Genomic DNA, 18,309 nt, shown 5'->3' on the forward strand with positions numbered 1-18,309 from the left:
CCCGACTCACCCGTTCGGCGGCCCGTACCAGACGGTGGTGATGTTGCAGAACTCGCGGATGCCGTGGCCGGCGAGTTCGCGCCCGTACCCCGAGCGCTTGGCGCCGCCGAAGGGCAGCGCCGGGTGGGATGCGGTCATGCCGTTGAAGAAGACCCCGCCGGCGACCAGGTCGCGGATGAGCCGCTGCTGTTCGTCCTCCTTGCGGGTCCACGCGTTGGAGCTGAGGCCGAAGGAGGTGTCGTTGGCCAGGGTGATCGCCTCGTCCAGGTCGGCGACCCGGTACACCGTGGCGACCGGCCCGAACGCCTCCTCGTGGTGGATGCGCATCCCGCGGTCCACCCCGGCCAGCACGGTCGGCTCGTAGAACCAGCCGGCGGCCTGGTCCGGAGGCCGCCGGCCGCCGCACAGCGCACTGGCGCCCCGGTGCAGCGCGTCGTCCACCAGTTCTTCCAGGTCGCTGCGGGCCGACTCGCTGGAGAGCGGCCCGACGTCGGTGTCCGCCGCCATCGGGTCGCCCACCCGCAGCGCCCGCATGCCGGCGACGAACGCTTCGGCGAACGCCTCGTACACCGCCTCGTGCACGATGAAGCGCTTGGCGGCGATGCACGACTGCCCGGCGTTCTGGGTGCGGGCGGTGACGGCCGTCCGCGCGGCCCGCTCGACGTCGGCCGACGGCAGCACCAGGTACGGATCGCTGCCGCCCAGCTCCAGGACGGTCTTCTTGATCTCGTCGCCGGCGATCGAGGCCACCGAGCGCCCGGCGAGCTCGCTGCCGGTCAGCGTCGCAGCGGCCACCCGCCGGTCGCGCAGGATGCCTTCGATGGCGCCCGACCCGACCAGCAGGGTCTGGAAGACGCCGGCCGGGAAGCCGGCCCTGCGGAAGAGTTCCTCCAGGTAGAGGGCGGTCTGCGGGACGTTGGACGCGTGTTTGAGCAGTCCGACGTTGCCGGCCATCAGGGCGGGCGAGGCGAAGCGGATGACCTGCCAGAGCGGGAAGTTCCACGGCATGACGGCGAGCACCGGGCCGACGGGCCGGTAGCGCACGAAGGCGCGGACCGCGCCCGAGTCGGCGACGTCGTCGGGCGCCGGCTGTTCGTCGGCGAGCAGGTGCTCGGCGTGTCGGGCGTACCAGCGCATCGCCTTGACGCACTTCGCGGCCTCCGCCCGGGCCTGGGCCAGCGTCTTGCCCATCTCGGTCGTGACCGTACGGGCAACCGCTTCCTGGTCCGCTTCCAGCAGGTCAGCGGCGTTGCCGAGCAGTTCGGCCCGGTGGTCGAACGAGGTGGTCCGGTACTGGGCGAAGGCCGCGTCCGCCAGCGCAAGCCGCTCGCGCACCGCCTCCTCACCCAGCGCGTCGAAGGTCTTCAGGGTCTCCCCGGTCGCCGGGTTCACGGTGGCGATGGGCATGGGGCGCCTCCTTGACTCGTACTCGGCTCGTGCTCGACTCGTACGCTGCCGTGCCGTGGACCGCCGCCGGTGCGCCTCTCGTACGTCTCCGTCTCCGTACGCTCCGTACGCCCCGGCGTCTCTCGGCCCGCCTGTGTCAGCTTGTCCGGCCCGGCCGGGCTCCGCGTGTCGCGCGCACGTCCCGCGGACCTCAGGCGCATCCGTCCCGCGTGCGTCGGGCACGCCACTGCGGCGCGCCGTGCGGCATCCCGGTCGCGGCCGTCCTGTCTACCGTGCAGGCCACCCGGGTACCCCACAACCGCGCCGCTCAGCCCCAACGGATCGGGACGGCCGTCCGGCCGTCGCAGCGGCGGCGGGCGTGCACACGGGCGCGGGCACCGCGCGCCGCACCGCCGTCCGCCGTCACCTTGCCCCCACGCCGCGCGGCGCCCCGGGCCCGCGTTCGGGTAGGCGCGCATTCGCGCGTTCCGCATACACCGGCCAAGGTGGGTAGTCGGAGACCGTCAGCGTCCCCGGATGAGAAAGGCCCGGCATGGCCACTGCCCCTCCGCCCCCGCTGTCCGACCACGACCTCGCCACGGTGGACCGGTACTGGCGGGCCGCGAACTACCTGGCCGTCGGCCAGATCTACCTGCTCGACAACCCGCTGCTCGCGGAGCCGCTGGGCCCCGAGCACATCAAGCCGAGGCTGCTCGGCCACTGGGGCACCAGCCCCGGATTGAACCTGATCTACGCCCATCTGAACCGGGTCATCCACGCGCGGGACCTGAACGCCATCCACATCACCGGGCCCGGCCACGGCGGGCCCGCCACGGTGGCCTGTTGCTGGCTGGACGGCAGCTACTCCGAGGTCTACCGGGACGTCACCCGGGACGCGGCGGGCATGGCCCGGCTGTTCCGGCAGTTCTCCTTCCCCGGCGGGGTGCCGAGCCACGTGGCGCCCGAGACACCCGGTTCGATCCACGAGGGCGGCGAACTGGGTTACGCGCTCAGCCACGCCTACGGTGCCGCGTTCGACAACCCGGAGCTGCTGGTCGTGGCCGTGGTCGGGGACGGCGAGGCGGAGACGGGCCCGCTGGCCACCGGCTGGCACGGGAACAAGTTCCTCGACCCGGTACACGACGGCGCGGTGCTGCCCGTCCTGCACCTGAACGGCTACAAGATCGCCAACCCGACGGTCCTGGCCCGGCTCCCCGAGGAGGAGCTCAACCAACTGCTGCGCGGCTACGGGCACGACCCGATCCACGTCAGCGGCGACGAACCGCAGGCCGTGCACCGCGCGCTGGCCACCGCGCTCGACACCTGCCTGGACCGGATCGCCGCGTACCAGAGCGAGGCCAGGCAGCACGGCGGCAGCCACCGCACCAGGCCGCGCTGGCCCATGATCGTGCTGCGCACGCCCAAGGGTTGGACCGGCCCGCAGGAGGTGGACGGGGTGCCCGTCGAAGGCACCTGGCGCGCCCACCAGGTGCCGCTGTCCGGACTGCGCGAACACCCGGAACACCTGGCGCAGTTGGAGCAGTGGCTGCGCTCGTACCGCCCCGAAGAGCTCTTCGACGACCGCGGGCGCCCGCGCGCCGACGTGCTGGAGCAGGTGCCGCGCGGGGACCGCAGGCTGGGTTCCAACCCGCACGCCAACGGCGGCCGGCTGCTGCGCTCGCTGCCGCTGCCCGACGTCCGCCGGTACGCCGTCGAGGTGATCCAGCCGGGCAGCACCCTGCACGAGCCGACCCGGGTCCTCGGCGGCCTGCTGCGGGACGTGCTGCGGGCCACCGCCGAGCGCCGCGACTTCCGCCTGTTCGGCCCGGACGAGACGGCGTCCAACCGACTCCAGGACGTGTACGAGGCCACCGGCAAGAACTGGCAGGAGGAGATCCTCCCGGTGGACGAGCACCTGGCCAGGGACGGGCGGGTGGTGGAGATGTTGTCGGAGCACAACTGCCAGGGCTGGCTTGAGGGTTACCTGCTCACCGGGCGGCACGGGCTGTTCTCCTCGTACGAGGCGTTCATCCACATCGTCACCTCGATGGCCAACCAGCACGCCAAGTGGCTGAAGGTCTCCCGCACGCTGCCCTGGCGGCTGCCCATCGCGTCCCTGAACTACCTGCTGACCTCGCACGTGTGGCGGCAGGACCACAACGGCTTCTCGCATCAGGACCCGGGCTTCATCGACCACATGGTCAACAAGGACCCGCACACCATCCGGGTCTTCCTGCCTCCGGACACCAACACCCTGCTGGCGGTCGCCGAACAGACCCTGGACACCCGCGACCTGATCAACATCATCGCCGCCGGCAAACAACCCTCCTTCGACTGGCTGCCGATCGAGGACGCCGTGCACCACGTGCACCGGGGCGTCAGCGTGTGGGACTGGGCCGGCACCGACACCGGGCGCGAGCCGGACGTGGTGCTGGCCGCGGCCGGGGACGTGCCGACGATGGAGGTGATGGCCGCGGCGTCCCTGCTGCGCGCCTACCTGCCGCGGCTGGCGGTGCGGGTGGTCAACGTGGTGGACCTGATGCGGCTGCTGCCGCCCGACGACCATCCGGTCGGCCTGCCGGACAGCAGTTTCGACGCGGTCTTCACCGCCGACAAGCCGGTGATCTTCGCGTACCACGGCTACCCCTGGCTGATCCACCGCATGACCTACCGCCGCACCGGACACGACAACATCCACGTCCGCGGCTACAAGGAGGAGGGCACCACGACCACCCCGTTCGACATGGTCGTCCGCAACGACATGGACCGCTACCGGCTGGTCATGGACGTCATCGACCGGGTCCCCGGCCTCGCGCTGACCGCCATCGCGGTCCGCCAGCGGATGGCCGACCAACGCACCGAACACCACGCCTACATCCGGGAGTACGGCGAGGACCTGCCGGAGGTGCGGGAGTGGTCGTGGACGTGAGCGGTGGGGACGGGGCCGGGCGGGAGCAGCCCTCCGAGACCTCGCCCCGGGCCCCGGCGGCGGCCAGGCGCAGCGGTCGCGACGAGAGCCACGAGGAGCGGGCCGACCGGCGCTGGGCCGAACTCCTCCAGGAGGTGCGGGTGGCGCAGACGGGCGTGCAGATCCTGCTGGCGTTCTTGCTCACGGTCGTCTTCACCCCGCGCTTCGGCGACCTGTCGGACGTCAACCGCCATCTGTACGTGGCCACCGTCCTGCTGGGCGCGGCGGCCACCGGCGCGCTGATCGCGCCGGTGTCCATCCACCGCTTCGTGACCGGCTGGGGCGTCAAGCCACAGACCGTGACCTGGGCCTCGCGCTGCACGCTGGCGGGCCTGGTGCTGCTGTTGTGCACGATCGGCTCCGCGCTGCTGCTGGTGCTGCGCGTGGTCATCACCGACAGCGTGGCGACCCTGCTGGTCGCGGGGGTGCTGGCGTGGTTCGTCTGCTGCTGGTTCCTGCCGGCGTACTGGATGCGACGCGGGGGAAGCGGCAGGGGGCCGGGAAGTGGGGGCCGTGCGGTGGCCGACGGCGGGAACGAGCGTACGGCGCGTGCGCAGCGCGAGCCGTAGCCGGAGGCGGCAAGCCCGTGAGGGCGGGAGTGGGGAGCGGGAACGTGGGGCGCCGGGCATGGGACCACCTCCGGGGCACGAGGGCCGGGCGGGCGATGAGCGGGGAGGCTCGCCCGTCCCACGGTGCCGGAAGCGGCGCCGCTCCGCTCGCCTCCCGAAGGAGGCGAGCGGGGCGACGCCCGTCCCACCGAGCCGTGCCCCAACCGCGCGACGCGTGCGCACCAGCCGCGCCGCGCGGCGTACGGGGAAGTGATGCAGGGGCATGCGTACGGCACCGGTGGTGGTGCTCAGGTGGTCAGATGCTCAACCGGCCCGGGTCAGCGACCGGCCCGCTGGTTGACGTTGAGCAGGAAGTCGAACTTCGCGAGCTTGCCACCGCCGCCGTTGGAGACGTTCATCAGCAGCGACGGGTGGAAGATCGAGTCCGAGTTGTTGCCCGGCTCACCCGGGAAGTAGAGCTGCGTGGTGAGGATGGGCCGGTTCGGCGCCTGCACCTTGACGTGGAGGTGCCGGGTGCGGCCCGGGTACAGGCCGGGGACGATGGTCTCCAGCTTGAAGGCACCATTGGCGTCGGTGTACTGGTGACCGCGCAGCCGGTAGCCGCGGTTGTCGTAGGCACCGCGCACGTCCGCCTGCCAGAAGTCGAGCAGCGCGTGGGCGATGGGCCGGCACGCGAGGCCGAAGACGTAGCCGGTCAGCGTGAGCTTGGTGCCCTGGAGGCCGGGCTCAAGCAGCGAGGCGCGCTCGGGCGACCGCGGCTTGAAGTAGGGGCCCTCCATCTGCGGCCGGGTCGGCGCGTCGCCGTCGTCGCAGTACGGGGTGGGCGCGAGCGGCTGCCCGGAGGGCGTCCGGTCGTCGCGCGCCCAGGACACGCCGCCGAGTACGAACGGCAGCGGCGCCGCCGCGACCGCTGCCTTCAGCAGGGTCTTGCGCGTCAAGCCGCGCCGGGTGCCCTCGTTCCTGGGCTCTTGGGTGTTCTCGCCTTCCACGGTGTTCCTCCCGCGGTTTCTGAATGGGGGTGAGTCGTGCTGGTCGTGCTGGCCGTACGAGCGGGACTGAACTTATGCGGAGCGCTCACGGCCGGTCGATGGACTCGATTCGGCGAACGTGGTGATTCCGTCCGGTAACCCGAGAAGCCGCCGGTGGCAGGGGGTCCCGGTCGGCCTGGCGGCGGAAGTCCCCCGGGCTGACGCCCGTTTCGCGCCGGAAGAAACGACAGAAGTAGGCCGGGTCGGAGAATCCGACCTCCCGCGCGACCTGACTGACCGTCATGCCGGTGGCGGCCAGCAGCCGTTTGGCCTCGCGGATCTCCGCTTCCCTGATCATCTGGCCCGGAGTACGGCCGGTTGTGCGCTTGACAGCCTCCGTCAGATAGCCCACCGAGACGCCGATGCGGGTGGCGTAGGCCCCCACGGTGGCGCGCACCGCCGCCGACCGACCGCCGGTGCCGCCCGCGTGCAGCGGGCCCTGCTCGGCCCCGGAGCGGGTGTGCGTGGTCAGCAGGTGGGCGAACTGTCGGGCCACGGCGGACGGCCGGCCGACGGCCTCTTCCTTGGCGGGCAGCGCGCCCGGCAGGCGCTGGGCGCGCACGATCAGGACGTGCAGGTAGGACCGCAGCACCGTGATGAAGCCGTCCTCACGGTCCCGGAACTCGCGACCCATGTCGGAGATCAGCGCGGCCAGCGCCGGGGCGGTCGCCGGGTCGGGGTGCAGCCAGGGCCGTTCGGCGAGGCTGCGCAGCGCGGCCCGGTCTCCCGGGTGGGCGAGCAGGAAGTCGTCGGTAAACAGCACGACCCAGCCTTGCAGGTCCCGCACTCCGGCCCAGTAGTGCACCTGACCTGGGGCGATGATCGACAGATGGGGTGGTCGTAGTCGCCAGGGGACCTGTTCGATGACGTGTGTTCCGGTCCCCGACGTGACGTAGAGCAGTTCGTAGAACGTGTGCCGGTGGGGGAACGCGGCCCTGGACAGCGGGCCGATGGTGTCGAACGTACCGATCGCGAACGGCAACACGTTGGGGGCCGGCACCTCAAGGCGGTGCAGCGGCAGGGGGGTGGCGTCGGGCGTGCAGCCCGCCTGCTCGCCTGGCACGCCATAAAGGTCCGTGGACGATGTGGGCATGGCAGGTCATGCTCCGTTCTGCTCAGCGCGCTCGCGCGCCCTCATGCCGTCGCCCTATGCCCCGCCTAAGACTAGACCGCCAACTGGCCTGCGAAACCGATGATTTCAGCCCGTTGTTCCCTTGGTTCACTCCGGTAAAGGGAGCAGCTAGCGCGAACCGCCCCAGATCGGGCCTGCTCGCCGGGGGCGGGCAGCCGGGGGCGGCGGGTCGCGCCGGAGAACCGGGATCGGGGGCGCTGCGGCCCGCGGCGGCCACGTGCGGGCCCGCCTGGATCCGGCCACCACCGGGGGTACGGAACGGGCGGTGCCGCCGGAGCGCAGGGCCCGGCGGCACCAGGAACGCCGCGCACGCCCGGGGAGCGCAAGCCCGAAAGGCCCGGAAAGCCCTGCGGGCTCCGCAGGCCCCCGGACCTCGTGGGACGCCGCGGTACGCCGGTGGGCGGCGAAGGGATGAAGAGGGGAGAAGAAGAGAGGAGGGGAGCAAGAAGGGAAAGGTCCGGCCGGACCGTCGCTCGCGCCTGCGGAAGCCTCGGGGCCCGGTGGGCGCGCCGGGTCCGGCCGTGGGTCAGACCGGGTCCGGCTGGGGGACCGGCTCCGGGTCCGGGGTGGGTCCGGGCGCCGGGTCCGGCGGCATCGGCGGGATCGGCCCTGGCACCGGCCCGGGGGCGGGGCCAGGTCCCGGGCCCGGCGGTGGGGTGGGGGTCGGCGGGACCGGGTCGGGCGTGCCGGGCGGTACGGGCTCCGGATGGATGGGGGGCACCGTCGCCGTGATGTCGTACGCCATGAGCAGACTCCTGTGGATCGCGTGCACGGACAATCCGCCCGTCACCGACCGGCTGCCCCTTCCTTCCCCATTTACTCCCACGTCAGGGCGGCCCGCGACACGGCACGGGGCCGGCTACCGGCGCCGGCCGCCGCCCGGGGCGGGCTCCGCGGGGGCCTCCCGCTCGTACGGACGGAAGGTCCGCAGCCCGGGCCCCGGCCGCCAGCTCTGGAGTTGCAGGGTGCCTTCGCCGTTCCAGGTGCGGGTCACCTCGTGGACGTCGATGCGGAAGAGGTGGAAGGGGTGCGGGGGCCCCAGCCGGGCGACGTAGGCCGCGCGTGCCTCGCCCTCGTGCACCTCGACGGCGACGCCGCTGACCCTGGCGTCCCCCGCGCGCAGCTCGTCGGCCCCCGCCCCGGGGTTCACGTGCACCGCACAGCGCGGGTCGCGGCGCAGGTCCAGGGCCTTGCGGGAGTGCCAGATCATGCCCAGCCAGACCTCACCGCCGCCGAAGTCCACCTCGATGCCGCTCACCCGCGGGGACCCGTCGGCCCGCAGTGTCGCCAGTACGTGGTGTTCATGGGGTGCGAAGCGCGCCTGGACCCACTGCGCGAGCTGCGGCGCGGCCTGGCACACGTCGTTCCAACGCGTTGTCATGCCGCGATGCTCCCGCCGATACCTGACACCTGCTGTCTGGCTTTACGGGCATTCGGGTACGGGCCCGGAGCGGGCGGCGGGCACTCCTGACGGGGCACGGCGCGTGCTCGTGGCGGGGCCTTGGCCGCGGTGGGCCGATCAGTGCGGTGGGTGCTGTTCGGCGGCGACGTCGGCGAGGGTGTTCCAGAACATCAACTCGTAGGCGAGGACGAGTTGCCCGTACCGGTCGGCGGCGTCCGTGAGCTGTCCGCTGTCGATGCCGGCGCGCACCGCGGCCAGCGCCCGCTCACCGTCACCGAGCTCCGGTTGGGCGAAGAAGTCGAAGAAGCCGCAGGCCCGGGCGGTGAATCCGTAGTGTTCGCGGAGCCCGCGGGACATCGCCGCGCAGTATTCGCCCCAGGCGACGAAGTTGGCCACCAGGGCGAGCACCACATTGGCGGGCTCGGCGTTCAGCGCGAGCCAGGCCAGGTAGGCGGGGTACGCCTGGCAGCCGGCGCGCGGTCGGTAGCCGCGCACCGCCGCCTCGTCCAGGCCGCAGGCGGTGGCGAGGTGGTGCAGCCGGGTCATGGCGATGTACTCGCCGTCGGCCATCGCGGTGAAGAAGGTGCCGATGGCGGGCTCCCCGGAGGAGCGCTGCGCCAGGTGGAGGAAGGCCCGCCGGTCGCTGTCGATGATGCGGTACTGCTCCAGGGCGAGCACGGCGACCGCCGTCAGGGGCGCGCGGCCCGCCACGACGAGCGGCACCAGGCGATTGGCCCCGGCGGGCGGTTTCAGTTGCCGTACCGCCGACTCCAGTCGCTCCGCCGCGGTCACCGTCATCGCCTGGCCTCCCGTGGGTCGTGGTTCCGCTCGGGTCCGGGTCTAGGTCTGGGTCTGCGCTCGTGCTCTGTTCTTGCGCTCGTGTCTGTTCTTGCCGTGTGTTCTTGCGTTCGCGTCTGCGCCGGCCGAGCGCTGCGTCCCTGGTTGCGCCGCGCCCGTAGCTGCACGTCTGCGCCGTATCCGCGCTGCGTCGTGGCTGCGCCGGGCGCTGTGGGGCCCACGGTCTCATGCCGGCGTGCCCGGTGGGCGTACGTCGCGCCGCTGGTGCGGCGGCCGTCACCTGCGGCGGCAGTGCCTCGGGGCGTGCGCGCCGCCCGAGGTGCGGGGTGCGGCGAAGCCCGCGTGGTGTGCGGCTCGTTGTCGCGCCCGCCCGGGGGCCGGCCGCCGCTGCGTGGCGCGGGCCGCAGCCCGTGACCGGGCAGGTCCGGAACGAAAATTTCCCTCAGATTGATGGCAGGTCATCGGCAACCAAGGGGTCATATGAACAGTCATATGGGGCATGAGGGTGAACGAGAACAACGAGCAGGGTCCGCGCGGCGCCAGACGCCGCAGCGTGGGCCGCCGGGCGGGGGTACTGCTGGGCATCGCCAGTCTGACGGTGCCGCTCAGCGTCGCATTGGGCAGCAGCAGCGCGCAGGCCGCGAGCGCGTGCACGGCCAAGGCGGGGCCGTACCAGAAGCAGGCCGAGAAGTTCCTCGGGCTGCGGGTCGACGGCAAGCAGTCGGCCGCCGACTGCCGGGCCATACGCAACTTCCAGACGGCGCACGCCATCTCCCCCAACATCGGTTACGCGGGTCCGGTGACCCGGTCGATGATCGATCTGGTGAGCAAGCAGCGGGCCGCGGGCAAGAACCCCAACAAGGCGAAGAAGTGCCCCACCAACCGGGGCCGGATCGCGTGCGTGGACCTGAGCCGGCAGCTCAGTTGGATCCAGGACGGCAAGAAGCTGGTGTACGGTCCGGTGCCGGTGCGCACCGGGCGCAACGGCCACGAGACCCGTACCGGCGCCAAGAAGATCTACTGGCGGAACATCAACCACATGTCGACGCTGTACCACGTGCGCATGCCGTACAGCCAGTTCTTCGACGGTGGGCAGGCGTTCCACGCCATCAGCGGCAACGTCTGGTCGGCGCCCGGTTCGCACGGCTGCATCAACATGCGCACCGCGGACGCGAAGAAGTACTGGAGCCTGCTGCGCAACGGCGACGACACCTTCGTGTACGGCCGCAAGCCCGGCACCTGATCCATCCCGCGGTGGGACCGGCGCCCGGCGGAGCCTGACCCATCGCACCGGCCGCTCCAAGACGTTGGCCCGCACCAGGACGGTGCGGGCCAACGGTGCGTTCCGGCCCCGGCGTTCGGGGCGCTGCCCCGCCGCCCGGGTGGGGGGCACCCGCCGGGGCGAGGCGGGTGCGCGTCACCAGGCCGAGGGCGCGTAGTCCTTGAGGAAGCAGCCGAACAGGTCCTCGCCGAGTTCACCGCGGACGATCGGGTCGTAGACCCGGGCCGCGCCGTCCACCAGGTCGAGCGGGGCGTGGAAGCCGTCGGCCGCGAGCCGCACCTTGTCGGGGTGGGGACGCTCGTCGGTGATCCAGCCGGTGTCGACGGCCGTCATCAGGATGCCGTCGCTCTCCAGCATCTCCTGGGCGCTGGTGCGGGTGAGCATGTTGAGGGCGGCCTTGGCCATGTTGGTGTGCGGGTGACCCGCGCCCTTGTAGCCGCGGCTGAACTGGCCCTCCATCGCGGAGACGTTGACCACGTACTTACGGCGCGCCGTGGCGGCGGCCATCGCCGACCGCAACCGGCTCACCAGCACGAACGGCGCGGTCACATTGCACAGTTGGACTTCGAGCAGCTCCAGCGGGTCCACCTCGTTCACCCGCTGCACCCAACTGTTGCTGGCATCCAGGTCGGGCACGAGACCGCCGGCGTCGATGGCGGTACCCGCCTCGATGCGCGCCAGCGAGGCCGAGCCGCTGGTCAGCGCGAGGGCCGTGATCGAGTTGGGGGTCAGCTCGCCGGAGCGGTCGACCTGGCCAGGCAGCGCGGCGTGGCTGCCGCTGCCGAAGAGGCCGAAGACCTCCTTGGCCGGCAGCTCGCCGGCGGGCAGCGGGGCGTCCTCGGCGGCGATCAGCTCCGCGTACGCGCGCGGGCTGCGCCGGACCGTCTGGGCGGCGTTGTTGATCAGGATGTCCAGCGGGCCTTCGGCGCTCACCGAGTCGGCGAGCGCGACGACCTGGGCCGGGTCCCGCAGGTCGATCCCGACGATCTTCAGCCGGTGCAGCCAGTCGGCACTGTCGGGCATCGCCTTGAAGCGGCGGATGGCGTCGTGCGGGAAGCGCGTGGTGATGGTGGTGTGCGCGCCGTCGCGCAGCAGCCGCAGCGCGATGTACATGCCGATCTTGGCGCGGCCACCGGTGAGCAGGGCACGGCGGCCGGTGAGGTCGGTACGGGCGTCGCGCCGCGACCGGTTCTCCTTGGCGCAGGGCTGGCACAACTGGTGGTAGAAGGCGTCCACCTCGGTGTACCGCGTCTTGCAGATGTAGCAGGAGCGGGGGCGCTCCAGGACGCCGACGATCTCCGTGCTCGCGGTCGCGGCCAGCGGGATGCCCATCGTCTCGTCGTCGATGCGGTCGGCGGCGCCGGTGGCCGTGGCCTCGGTGACGGACCTGTCGTGCGCGGTCTTGGCGGCGCGCCGCTCCTGGCGTCGGCGCTGCTTGACCGTCCGGTAGATTCCGGCAGTGGCCCGGCGGACGGCTATCGCGTCCGGGTGGTCGATCGGCAGCCGATCGAGCTCTGCGAGCACGCTCAGACAGGCCGCGAGTCGCTCGGGGTCGATCCCCTGCTCCTCGGTCGGGCTTTCTTCAGCCACCGCCATCGCCGCTACCGTCCCTCGGCCTCGTGCCACCAGCAAACCCCCGAACTGTACGTAGGGGGGCGAGTCTTCGCCAAACCCGCCCCGCAGGGCGGCAACTCTTAGTAATCATCGGCTGTAACGCAGATTTGGCACAAGAAGTTCCCCTTTCCGCGGTAGATCACCGTTGAATTGGGCATCATCCCTGGTAGCCGCCTCAGCCCTCACAGCGAATACGGCGAATGAACGGCACGAGAACACCCCGCCCCGGACCCCAGACGACGGAAAATCCGTCACACAGAGTAATCATCGACCCGCCATTTATGGCGAGGGAGCGCCCCATGTCCGAGCAGTACGAACTCCCCTACGCGATCAGGCGTTGGACCGCCCAGCAGTTCCTGGTCATCGAGCTCCACGGCGAGATAGACATCCTCGCCGCCGCCCCCAACAGCGATCTCCTCGCAGGTCAGGACCTTGACCGGCATCCGGATGTGGTCATCGACCTGTCGGCGGTGACCTTCATCGATTGCAGTGGCCTCGGGGCGCTGTGCCAGCTCGCCAACCGGCTGCGTCGGCGGGGGCGACTGCTGCGGGTGGTGGTCACCAACCCGTTCACGCTCAAGCTGCTCCGCGCCACCCGGCTCACCGAGGTCTTCTTAATCCACGACAGCGTCTCGGACGCGCTCTCGCACTCCGACGGCGCCGCGGAGGTCCCCGCCTCCTGAGTCCCTTCCCCCCCACCGGGGACCCGTGACGGCCGGCCCGGGCACGCGCCCGTGGCCCGCGAGCCGCCGACGGAGCCCCGTACGCCCCAGCCCCGGATTCCCGGCCCGGTCTCCGCGGCTGGCCCAGGCCGGGCGGACAGGCCCCGGCCCCCGTCCCACCCCGCCCGCGCCCTCCAGGGGCGCGCCGCCGGCCCAAGCGCCGGCCACCCCGCCGCCCACCGGCCCCAGCGGCAGACCGCTCGCGCGGGCGCCGCTCCCCTCCCCCGGCGCGGCCAGCCACCGGTCAACCGCCGATCAGGACGTGGCGGTGGAGGCCCCGGAGGCGGGGCCGAACGGCGGCGCGGGTATCCGTGCCGGGCTGACCAGCACGCTCGGCCGCCCGTCCACCCCGACCGGCACGTCACCGTCGATGGTGATCCGCCGCAGGGTGCGCGGCAGGTCTCCCGAGTCGTCCACCCCGTAGTGCTGGGTCGCCCGGTTGTCCCAGATGGCCACGTCACCGGCGCGCCACTGCCAGCGCACGGTGTTCTCCGGACGCTCCACGTGGTGCTGGAACAGCTCGATGAGCAACCGCGAGTCCCGGCTGGGCAGTCCCTTGATGCGTTGGACGAAGTTGCCGAGCAGCAGTGCGCGCTCGCCGGTCTCCGGGTGCACCCGTACCACCGGATGCTCGGTGGTGAACGAGGTGGAGGTGAACACCTCGTGGTACTGCGCGAGTTGGGCGTCGTTCGCGTCGGGCCTGCTGGCTGCGTAGTCGTACTCGTTGGAGTGCAGGGCGCGCAGCCCGTCGGCGAGGGTGCGCAGTGGCTCGCCGAGTTCGGCGTACGCGGCGGCGGTGTTGGACCACAGGGTGTTGCCGCCGTAGGGCGGGATGACCTCGGCGCGCAGGATCGAGAAGGCCGGGTAGGCGGGGACGAAAGTGACGTCGGTGTGCCACTGGTTGGCCCGGCCGCCGTGTGCGGAGTCGATGCTGAGCGCGTAACGGCCGTCGCCCGAGGGGACGGTGGGATGGGCCACGGGGGTGCCGATGAGCCGGGCGAACGCCTCGTGCTGCGGCCCGTCCAGGTGGTCCTGATCGCGGAAGAAGACCACCTTGTGGGCGAGGACGTGGGCGCGGACGGCGGCCACGGTGGCGGCGTCCAGGTCGCCGCCGAGCCGTACGCCCTCGATGAGCGCGCCGATCCGGCCGTTGAGCCGGGTGACGCGTACGCCTGCCGCGCCGGCGGCGGCATCATCGGAGCCGGCTGGCCGTGCGGTGTCTGGACTTGCGGTGTCCGGCCGGGGGACGTCCGGCTCTCCGGCGGCGGGCTGCGGCGTGGTGGTCGGTTGTGCCGCGGCACCGGGCCCCGGGTGCGTGGGCCGTGGGTGAGTGGGCTGCGGGTTGGTGGGCGCGGTGGTCATCGCGGTGCCCTTTCGGTGGGGTGGGGGTTGCCCGGCCGCGGGTGGGGCGGTTGCCCGGCCGCGGGCCGGGGCGCCGAGGTGGCTCCCGGGGCGGGCCGGCAGGCGGCGGCCCGCCGGGCGCGGCGGGTCAGCGCGGCGCGGGGTTCAGGCAGCGGCGACACGCACCCGGACTGCGCCGCGCCGCAGCCGCGGGGCACCGCGCGGCGGGGTACGGGGTCGGGTCGGGCATGGCCGGGAGCGTCGCAGCGCCCCGCGCGGGGCGTCAACGGCGACCCGGGGCCGCGGCGCACCCGCCGCACGGCGCGCCCCGGCGTCCCGCAGCCCGCTCCGGTGTTGCCGCCGCCACCGCGCCACACCCGGGTCGCCCGGGGTGAGCTGGCGTTTCCCCCGGCCGCCGCGGGCGTCCCGACCTCCAGCACTCACCTCGCGACCGGCGCCGCGCACGCGCGGGCCCGGGCGCACACCGGCACAGGGTGTTCATCGGCGTTCACCCGGGTTCATCCGGCGGCAACACCGTGCGGTGCGGCCGGGGTGGGCGCCCGGCCTCGGGCCGCCGCGCCCGGCGGGGCCTACGGGGAATCGATGCGCCCGAGCGGTTCCGTACTGCGGGCCAACGCCCGGCGTACCGCCGCCCAACTGTCGTCCTCGATGCCGAGCGCGTGGCGCAGATAGGCCCAGGTGGCCCGCTGGACCAGGGCGACGCGCCCGGGGTGTTCGTCCGTGGTCTCGCGTACCTCGTAGCCGGCGATGCCACCGAGCGAGTGTTCCGCCCCGTACAGGGTGAGCAGGCCCTCCGCGCCCGGGCTCAGGGCGTACGCGTCGGTCAGCCAGTCGGGACCCCGGACCGAGAGCGGCGAGTCGTCCCGGTCGCCGGCGACGACGAGGGTCGGGGTGGTCAGGTGCGCGAAGCTCGGGTGCATGAAGGGGAAGTGCTCGGCGGCGAAGCGCGAGAGGTCGGCCCCGCCGGTGCCGGCCGTGGCGAGCAACACGCCGGCGGTGACCCGCGCATCGGAGAGGTCCGGGCCCTGCTGGCTGACCGGGTCGAGGACGCGTAGCCCGAGCAGGGCGCCGGCTGTCTGGCCGCCGAAGGAGTGGCCGGCCACGGCGATCCGCCGGTGGTCGACCCGGCCGCCGAGTCCCGGCACTGCGGCCTCCAACTCGCCTAGATTATCTATGACTTGACCCATGTCTCGGATGCGCCAGCGCCAGATGTCCGGGGTACGCGGGTCGTCCTGGGGCAGCCCGACCGTCCGCGAGTCGAGATGCGTGGGTTGGACCACCACGAAGCCGTACGCGGCCCAGAAGTCGGCCAGCGGCCCGTACCCGTCGAGGGACGAGCCGAAGCCGTGCGAGAGGACGATCACCGGCAGCCGACTGCCGGTGATCGGCGCGGAGACCCGGACCTGGAGGCCCACGCCGCGGCCGGGCGCCGGCAGCGTCAGCGGCTTCACCGAGACGACGGGGGCGGGCGCGACGCCGGGCACGCCCAGCAGCCCGTCGCCCGGTTCGGCGGGCGGCGCGGCCGGCGCCTCGGCGATCCCCGGGACACCCCCGGGTTCGGCGTTGGTCACGGGGTCTCCTGCGGACACGGGACGGACCTCCTGCTGGCTGCGGGCATGGCGGGGTGCCGTCGGGCGGGGCCGACCGTCCCACCTGACGGCTGACTGCTGAGCCGATGGGTTGGCCGGCTGCCCGATGGGCTGGATCGGCGGAACGGCCGGGCCGGCAAGACCCGACGAGACCGATCACGGGGGGGCGGAGCACGGAGAGGAGCGGGCTGGGCGCGGTCGGTGTCGAGGCGCGGGGGCGCGGGACGTACGCGTTTGGTCGCCGCTGCCCCGTCTGCCATCATGGGCGAAACGGGACGCTGTACCGAATCGACTATACGGGACACTGTCCCACTTAGCCAGGGCGGTGGCGGTCCGGGGCTACGGCGAAGGGAACGGTGCGGTGGGCGACGGCGATCGGGGCGCGGAGGGTACGCGCAGGCCCCAGCGGGCGGATGCGCGGCGCAACCAGGAGGCACTGCTCGACGCCGCCGCCAGGGTCTTCGTCACCTCAGGCGTGGAGGCGCCGATCCGGGAGATCGCGGCCGAGGCCGGGGTGGGCACGGCCACCATCTACCGCCACTTCCCCACCAGGGCCGACCTGATCATCGCGGTCTACCGGCACCAGGTGGAGAGCTGTGCTGAGGCCGGCCCGGTCCTGCTGGCGACGAGCGCGAGCCCGTACCAGGCGCTGGCACAGTGGATCGACCGCTTCGTCGACTTCGTCGTCACCAAGCACGGGCTGGCCGCCGTGTTGCAGTCGGACGACCCCTGCTTCGACCCGCTGCACGCCTACTTCATCGACCGGCTCGTGCCCGTCTGCGCCGACCTCCTGGCGGCGGCGGCCGACGCCGGGGAGATCAACCCCGGTACGGACGCCTATGCGTTGATGCGTGGCGTCGGCAGCCTGTGCGTGGGCGCCGGCGACAACCCCCGCTACGACGCGCGCGGGTTGGTGGAACTCCTCGTCGCGGGGCTGCGCCGCACCACCTGACTGACGCACCACTCCCTGACCGGCAGCCCTGTCGCACGCCCGTGGCCCGCCGCGGGCCCACTGCCCACCACACCGCCGCTCCCCCGCGGCGCCGACCGATCACGACCGGCAGCCGGCGGGTGCGGGACGGGGGGATCAGCGCGGCTGCGCCGGATCGGTCGGTACGGGCAGCAGCGGGATCAGCGTCTCGGTGATCCGCTGCGCCACGGCCGCCCGGTGGTCGCGGAGGTAGAAGTGGTCGCCCTCGTACAGGTGCAGGCCGTCGAAGCCCGGGGCGTGCTCGGCCCAGCCGGTGAGCCGCGCGGGCGGCACCACGGCGTCCGACTCGCCGCCGAACACGGTGAGCGGCACGGCCGGCGGCACCGCACCGACCGTCGGGCACCAGGTGTCCACCACCGCGAAGTCGCTCCGGAAGGTCGGCGCGAACAGGGCCCACAGGTCATCGCTGTCCAGCAGCTCCGTCGGGGTCCCGCCGACCGAACGCAGCCAGTCGCGCAGCTCCGGGTCCGGCATCAAGTGCCGCGCGAGCCGCGCCCCGCCACCGGCAGCCCCGGCCGGCCGCGCGTCCTCGGGTGCCCGCGGCACCCCCCAGGCGGATATCCCGAGCCACAGCGGTACCTGCCGGCCGGCGGCGGCGAAGTGACGCGCCAGCTCGTACGCGACGAGTCCGCCCATGCTGTGCCCGAACAGGGCGAAGGGCCGGTCGAGCAACGGCGCGAAGTCCGCGGCGAAGTACTCCACCAGCTCGGCACTGCTCGGCAGCGGGCGCGCCCCGTGCAGGCTGCCCCGGCCGGGGGCGTTGACCAGGCAGACCTCCCAGTCGGCCCGGAACGCGTCGGCCCAGCCGCGGTAGAGGAGGTGGGAGCCGCCGGCGTGGTGGAAGAAGAACAGCCGCAGCGCGGGATCGGACACCGGCCGCGGGCAGGTGACGCTGCCGTGGTGGGTGGGCCGGGGCCGACCGTCAGCGGCGCGGGCGGGACGTGCGGGGGACGTGCCGGACGTACCGGCGCCGGCGTCGGTGCGCGCCGCTGGGGGCATGGTGGATCTCCTCGTGGCTGGGACGCGGTTGGCCCCCCGAGTCTTCCGTGCGCCGGGCCGGGGACGTGGACCGGGGGGGTCACGGGCCCGAGTACGGGACGGGGCCGGACGAGGTCGGTCGCCCCGGACGCGGACGCCCCGCACTCCGACCCGCGGGCCGGGGCGGTCCCGGGCCCGGGGTCAACAGGCCGTGGGTGGGCCCCGGTACGGTCCCGGGCGTGGCCGGTGTGCCAGTGCCGGGAGCCGGGCACGCGCTGCCGCACGCCCGTGGCAGATCGGCACCGTGGGCGCCCGGGCGGCACCGGCGCCGTATGCGGCCCGCACGGCCCGGTCGGCGGCCTGCGCGCCGGCCGCAGCGAGTGGAGCCGACCCGCGACGGGGGCGCGCGGGCCGGCGGTCAGTGGGGCACCCGACGGGGCGGGGCGGGACGCCGTGGTGTCCCCGGGCCGGCCGGCGGGGTGGCGGGC

Annotated in this window: 14 protein-coding genes; 5 read left to right on the forward strand and 9 right to left on the reverse strand. The window is 73.2% G+C overall.

Annotated elements, in window-relative coordinates; all coding sequences use genetic code 11:
• Positions 1 to 6: 6 nt before the first annotated feature.
• Entirely contained in the window at positions 7 to 1,407 is a 1,401-nt protein-coding gene (locus ACMA1D_RS20810; RefSeq protein WP_414725518.1) for an NADP-dependent succinic semialdehyde dehydrogenase, read from the reverse strand.
• Between the two features lie 532 nt (positions 1,408 to 1,939).
• Between ACMA1D_RS20810 and ACMA1D_RS20815 the strand changes: the two genes are divergently transcribed.
• Together ACMA1D_RS20815 and ACMA1D_RS20820 are read left to right on the forward strand one after the other, a co-directional pair.
• Positions 1,940 to 4,315 (forward strand): phosphoketolase, encoded by a 2,376-nt coding sequence (locus ACMA1D_RS20815; RefSeq protein WP_414725519.1) that lies wholly within the window; start codon positions 1,940 to 1,942, stop codon positions 4,313 to 4,315.
• A complete protein-coding gene (locus ACMA1D_RS20820; protein WP_414725534.1) occupies positions 4,306 to 4,923 on the forward strand; it encodes a DUF6328 family protein in 618 nt (205 codons plus the stop codon). Before ACMA1D_RS20815 ends, ACMA1D_RS20820 begins: the two co-directional genes overlap by 10 nt.
• Positions 4,924 to 5,240: 317 nt before the next feature.
• Here the strand turns inward: ACMA1D_RS20820 and ACMA1D_RS20825 are convergent, their stop codons facing one another.
• The 4 genes from ACMA1D_RS20825 to ACMA1D_RS20840 form a co-directional block, all read right to left on the reverse strand.
• Positions 5,241 to 5,912, reverse strand: coding sequence for a dioxygenase (locus tag ACMA1D_RS20825; protein ID WP_414725520.1), 672 nt, complete (start codon positions 5,910 to 5,912; stop codon positions 5,241 to 5,243).
• An 85-nt stretch (positions 5,913 to 5,997) separates the two neighbouring features.
• Positions 5,998 to 7,044 carry a helix-turn-helix domain-containing protein gene (locus ACMA1D_RS20830; RefSeq protein WP_414725521.1) on the reverse strand — a complete coding sequence of 349 codons (1,047 nt, stop codon included), beginning with the start codon at positions 7,042 to 7,044 and terminating at the stop codon, positions 5,998 to 6,000.
• Between the two features lie 898 nt (positions 7,045 to 7,942).
• On the reverse strand, positions 7,943 to 8,464 hold the full coding sequence (locus ACMA1D_RS20835) for a pyridoxamine 5'-phosphate oxidase family protein (protein ID WP_414725522.1): 522 nt from the start codon (positions 8,462 to 8,464) through the stop codon (positions 7,943 to 7,945).
• A gap of 138 nt (positions 8,465 to 8,602) precedes the next feature.
• Complete coding sequence (locus tag ACMA1D_RS20840) at positions 8,603 to 9,283, reverse strand: transcriptional regulator (protein ID WP_414725523.1); 681 nt, start codon at positions 9,281 to 9,283, stop codon at positions 8,603 to 8,605.
• A 499-nt stretch (positions 9,284 to 9,782) separates the two neighbouring features.
• On the opposite strand from ACMA1D_RS20840, the gene ACMA1D_RS20845 reads away from it, so the two are divergent.
• On the forward strand, positions 9,783 to 10,526 hold the full coding sequence (locus ACMA1D_RS20845) for a L,D-transpeptidase (protein WP_414725524.1): 744 nt from the start codon (positions 9,783 to 9,785) through the stop codon (positions 10,524 to 10,526).
• Between the two features lie 174 nt (positions 10,527 to 10,700).
• Here the strand turns inward: ACMA1D_RS20845 and ACMA1D_RS20850 are convergent, their stop codons facing one another.
• Positions 10,701 to 12,161 carry an SDR family NAD(P)-dependent oxidoreductase gene (locus tag ACMA1D_RS20850; protein WP_414725525.1) on the reverse strand — a complete coding sequence of 487 codons (1,461 nt, stop codon included), beginning with the start codon at positions 12,159 to 12,161 and terminating at the stop codon, positions 10,701 to 10,703.
• 317 nt (positions 12,162 to 12,478) lie between these two features.
• On the opposite strand from ACMA1D_RS20850, the gene ACMA1D_RS20855 reads away from it, so the two are divergent.
• The gene (locus ACMA1D_RS20855) at positions 12,479 to 12,862 is read left to right on the forward strand and encodes an STAS domain-containing protein (RefSeq protein ID WP_414725526.1); all 384 of its coding nucleotides are present in this window, start codon (positions 12,479 to 12,481) and stop codon (positions 12,860 to 12,862) included.
• 294 nt (positions 12,863 to 13,156) lie between these two features.
• On the opposite strand, the gene ACMA1D_RS20860 is transcribed toward ACMA1D_RS20855, so the two are convergent.
• Both ACMA1D_RS20860 and ACMA1D_RS20865 read right to left on the reverse strand, forming a co-directional pair.
• Positions 13,157 to 14,263, reverse strand: a complete 1,107-nt coding sequence (locus tag ACMA1D_RS20860) for a TauD/TfdA family dioxygenase (protein ID WP_414725527.1) — start codon at positions 14,261 to 14,263, stop codon at positions 13,157 to 13,159.
• A 569-nt stretch (positions 14,264 to 14,832) separates the two neighbouring features.
• Positions 14,833 to 15,747, reverse strand: a complete 915-nt coding sequence (locus tag ACMA1D_RS20865; RefSeq protein WP_414725535.1) for an alpha/beta hydrolase family protein — start codon at positions 15,745 to 15,747, stop codon at positions 14,833 to 14,835.
• Between the two features lie 466 nt (positions 15,748 to 16,213).
• Here ACMA1D_RS20865 and ACMA1D_RS20870 point away from each other — a divergent pair, with 466 nt between their 5' ends.
• Positions 16,214 to 16,804, forward strand: a complete 591-nt coding sequence (locus tag ACMA1D_RS20870; protein WP_414725528.1) for a TetR/AcrR family transcriptional regulator — start codon at positions 16,214 to 16,216, stop codon at positions 16,802 to 16,804.
• A 135-nt stretch (positions 16,805 to 16,939) separates the two neighbouring features.
• On the opposite strand, the gene ACMA1D_RS20875 is transcribed toward ACMA1D_RS20870, so the two are convergent.
• Positions 16,940 to 17,842: a thioesterase II family protein gene (locus tag ACMA1D_RS20875; RefSeq protein WP_414725529.1), complete on the reverse strand. Its 903-nt coding sequence runs from the start codon at positions 17,840 to 17,842 to the stop codon at positions 16,940 to 16,942.
• Positions 17,843 to 18,309: the final 467 nt, after the last annotated feature.

Source organism: Streptomyces sp. 796.1 (assembly GCF_047525675.1).
Taxonomy (GTDB): Bacteria; Actinomycetota; Actinomycetes; order Streptomycetales; family Streptomycetaceae; genus Streptomyces.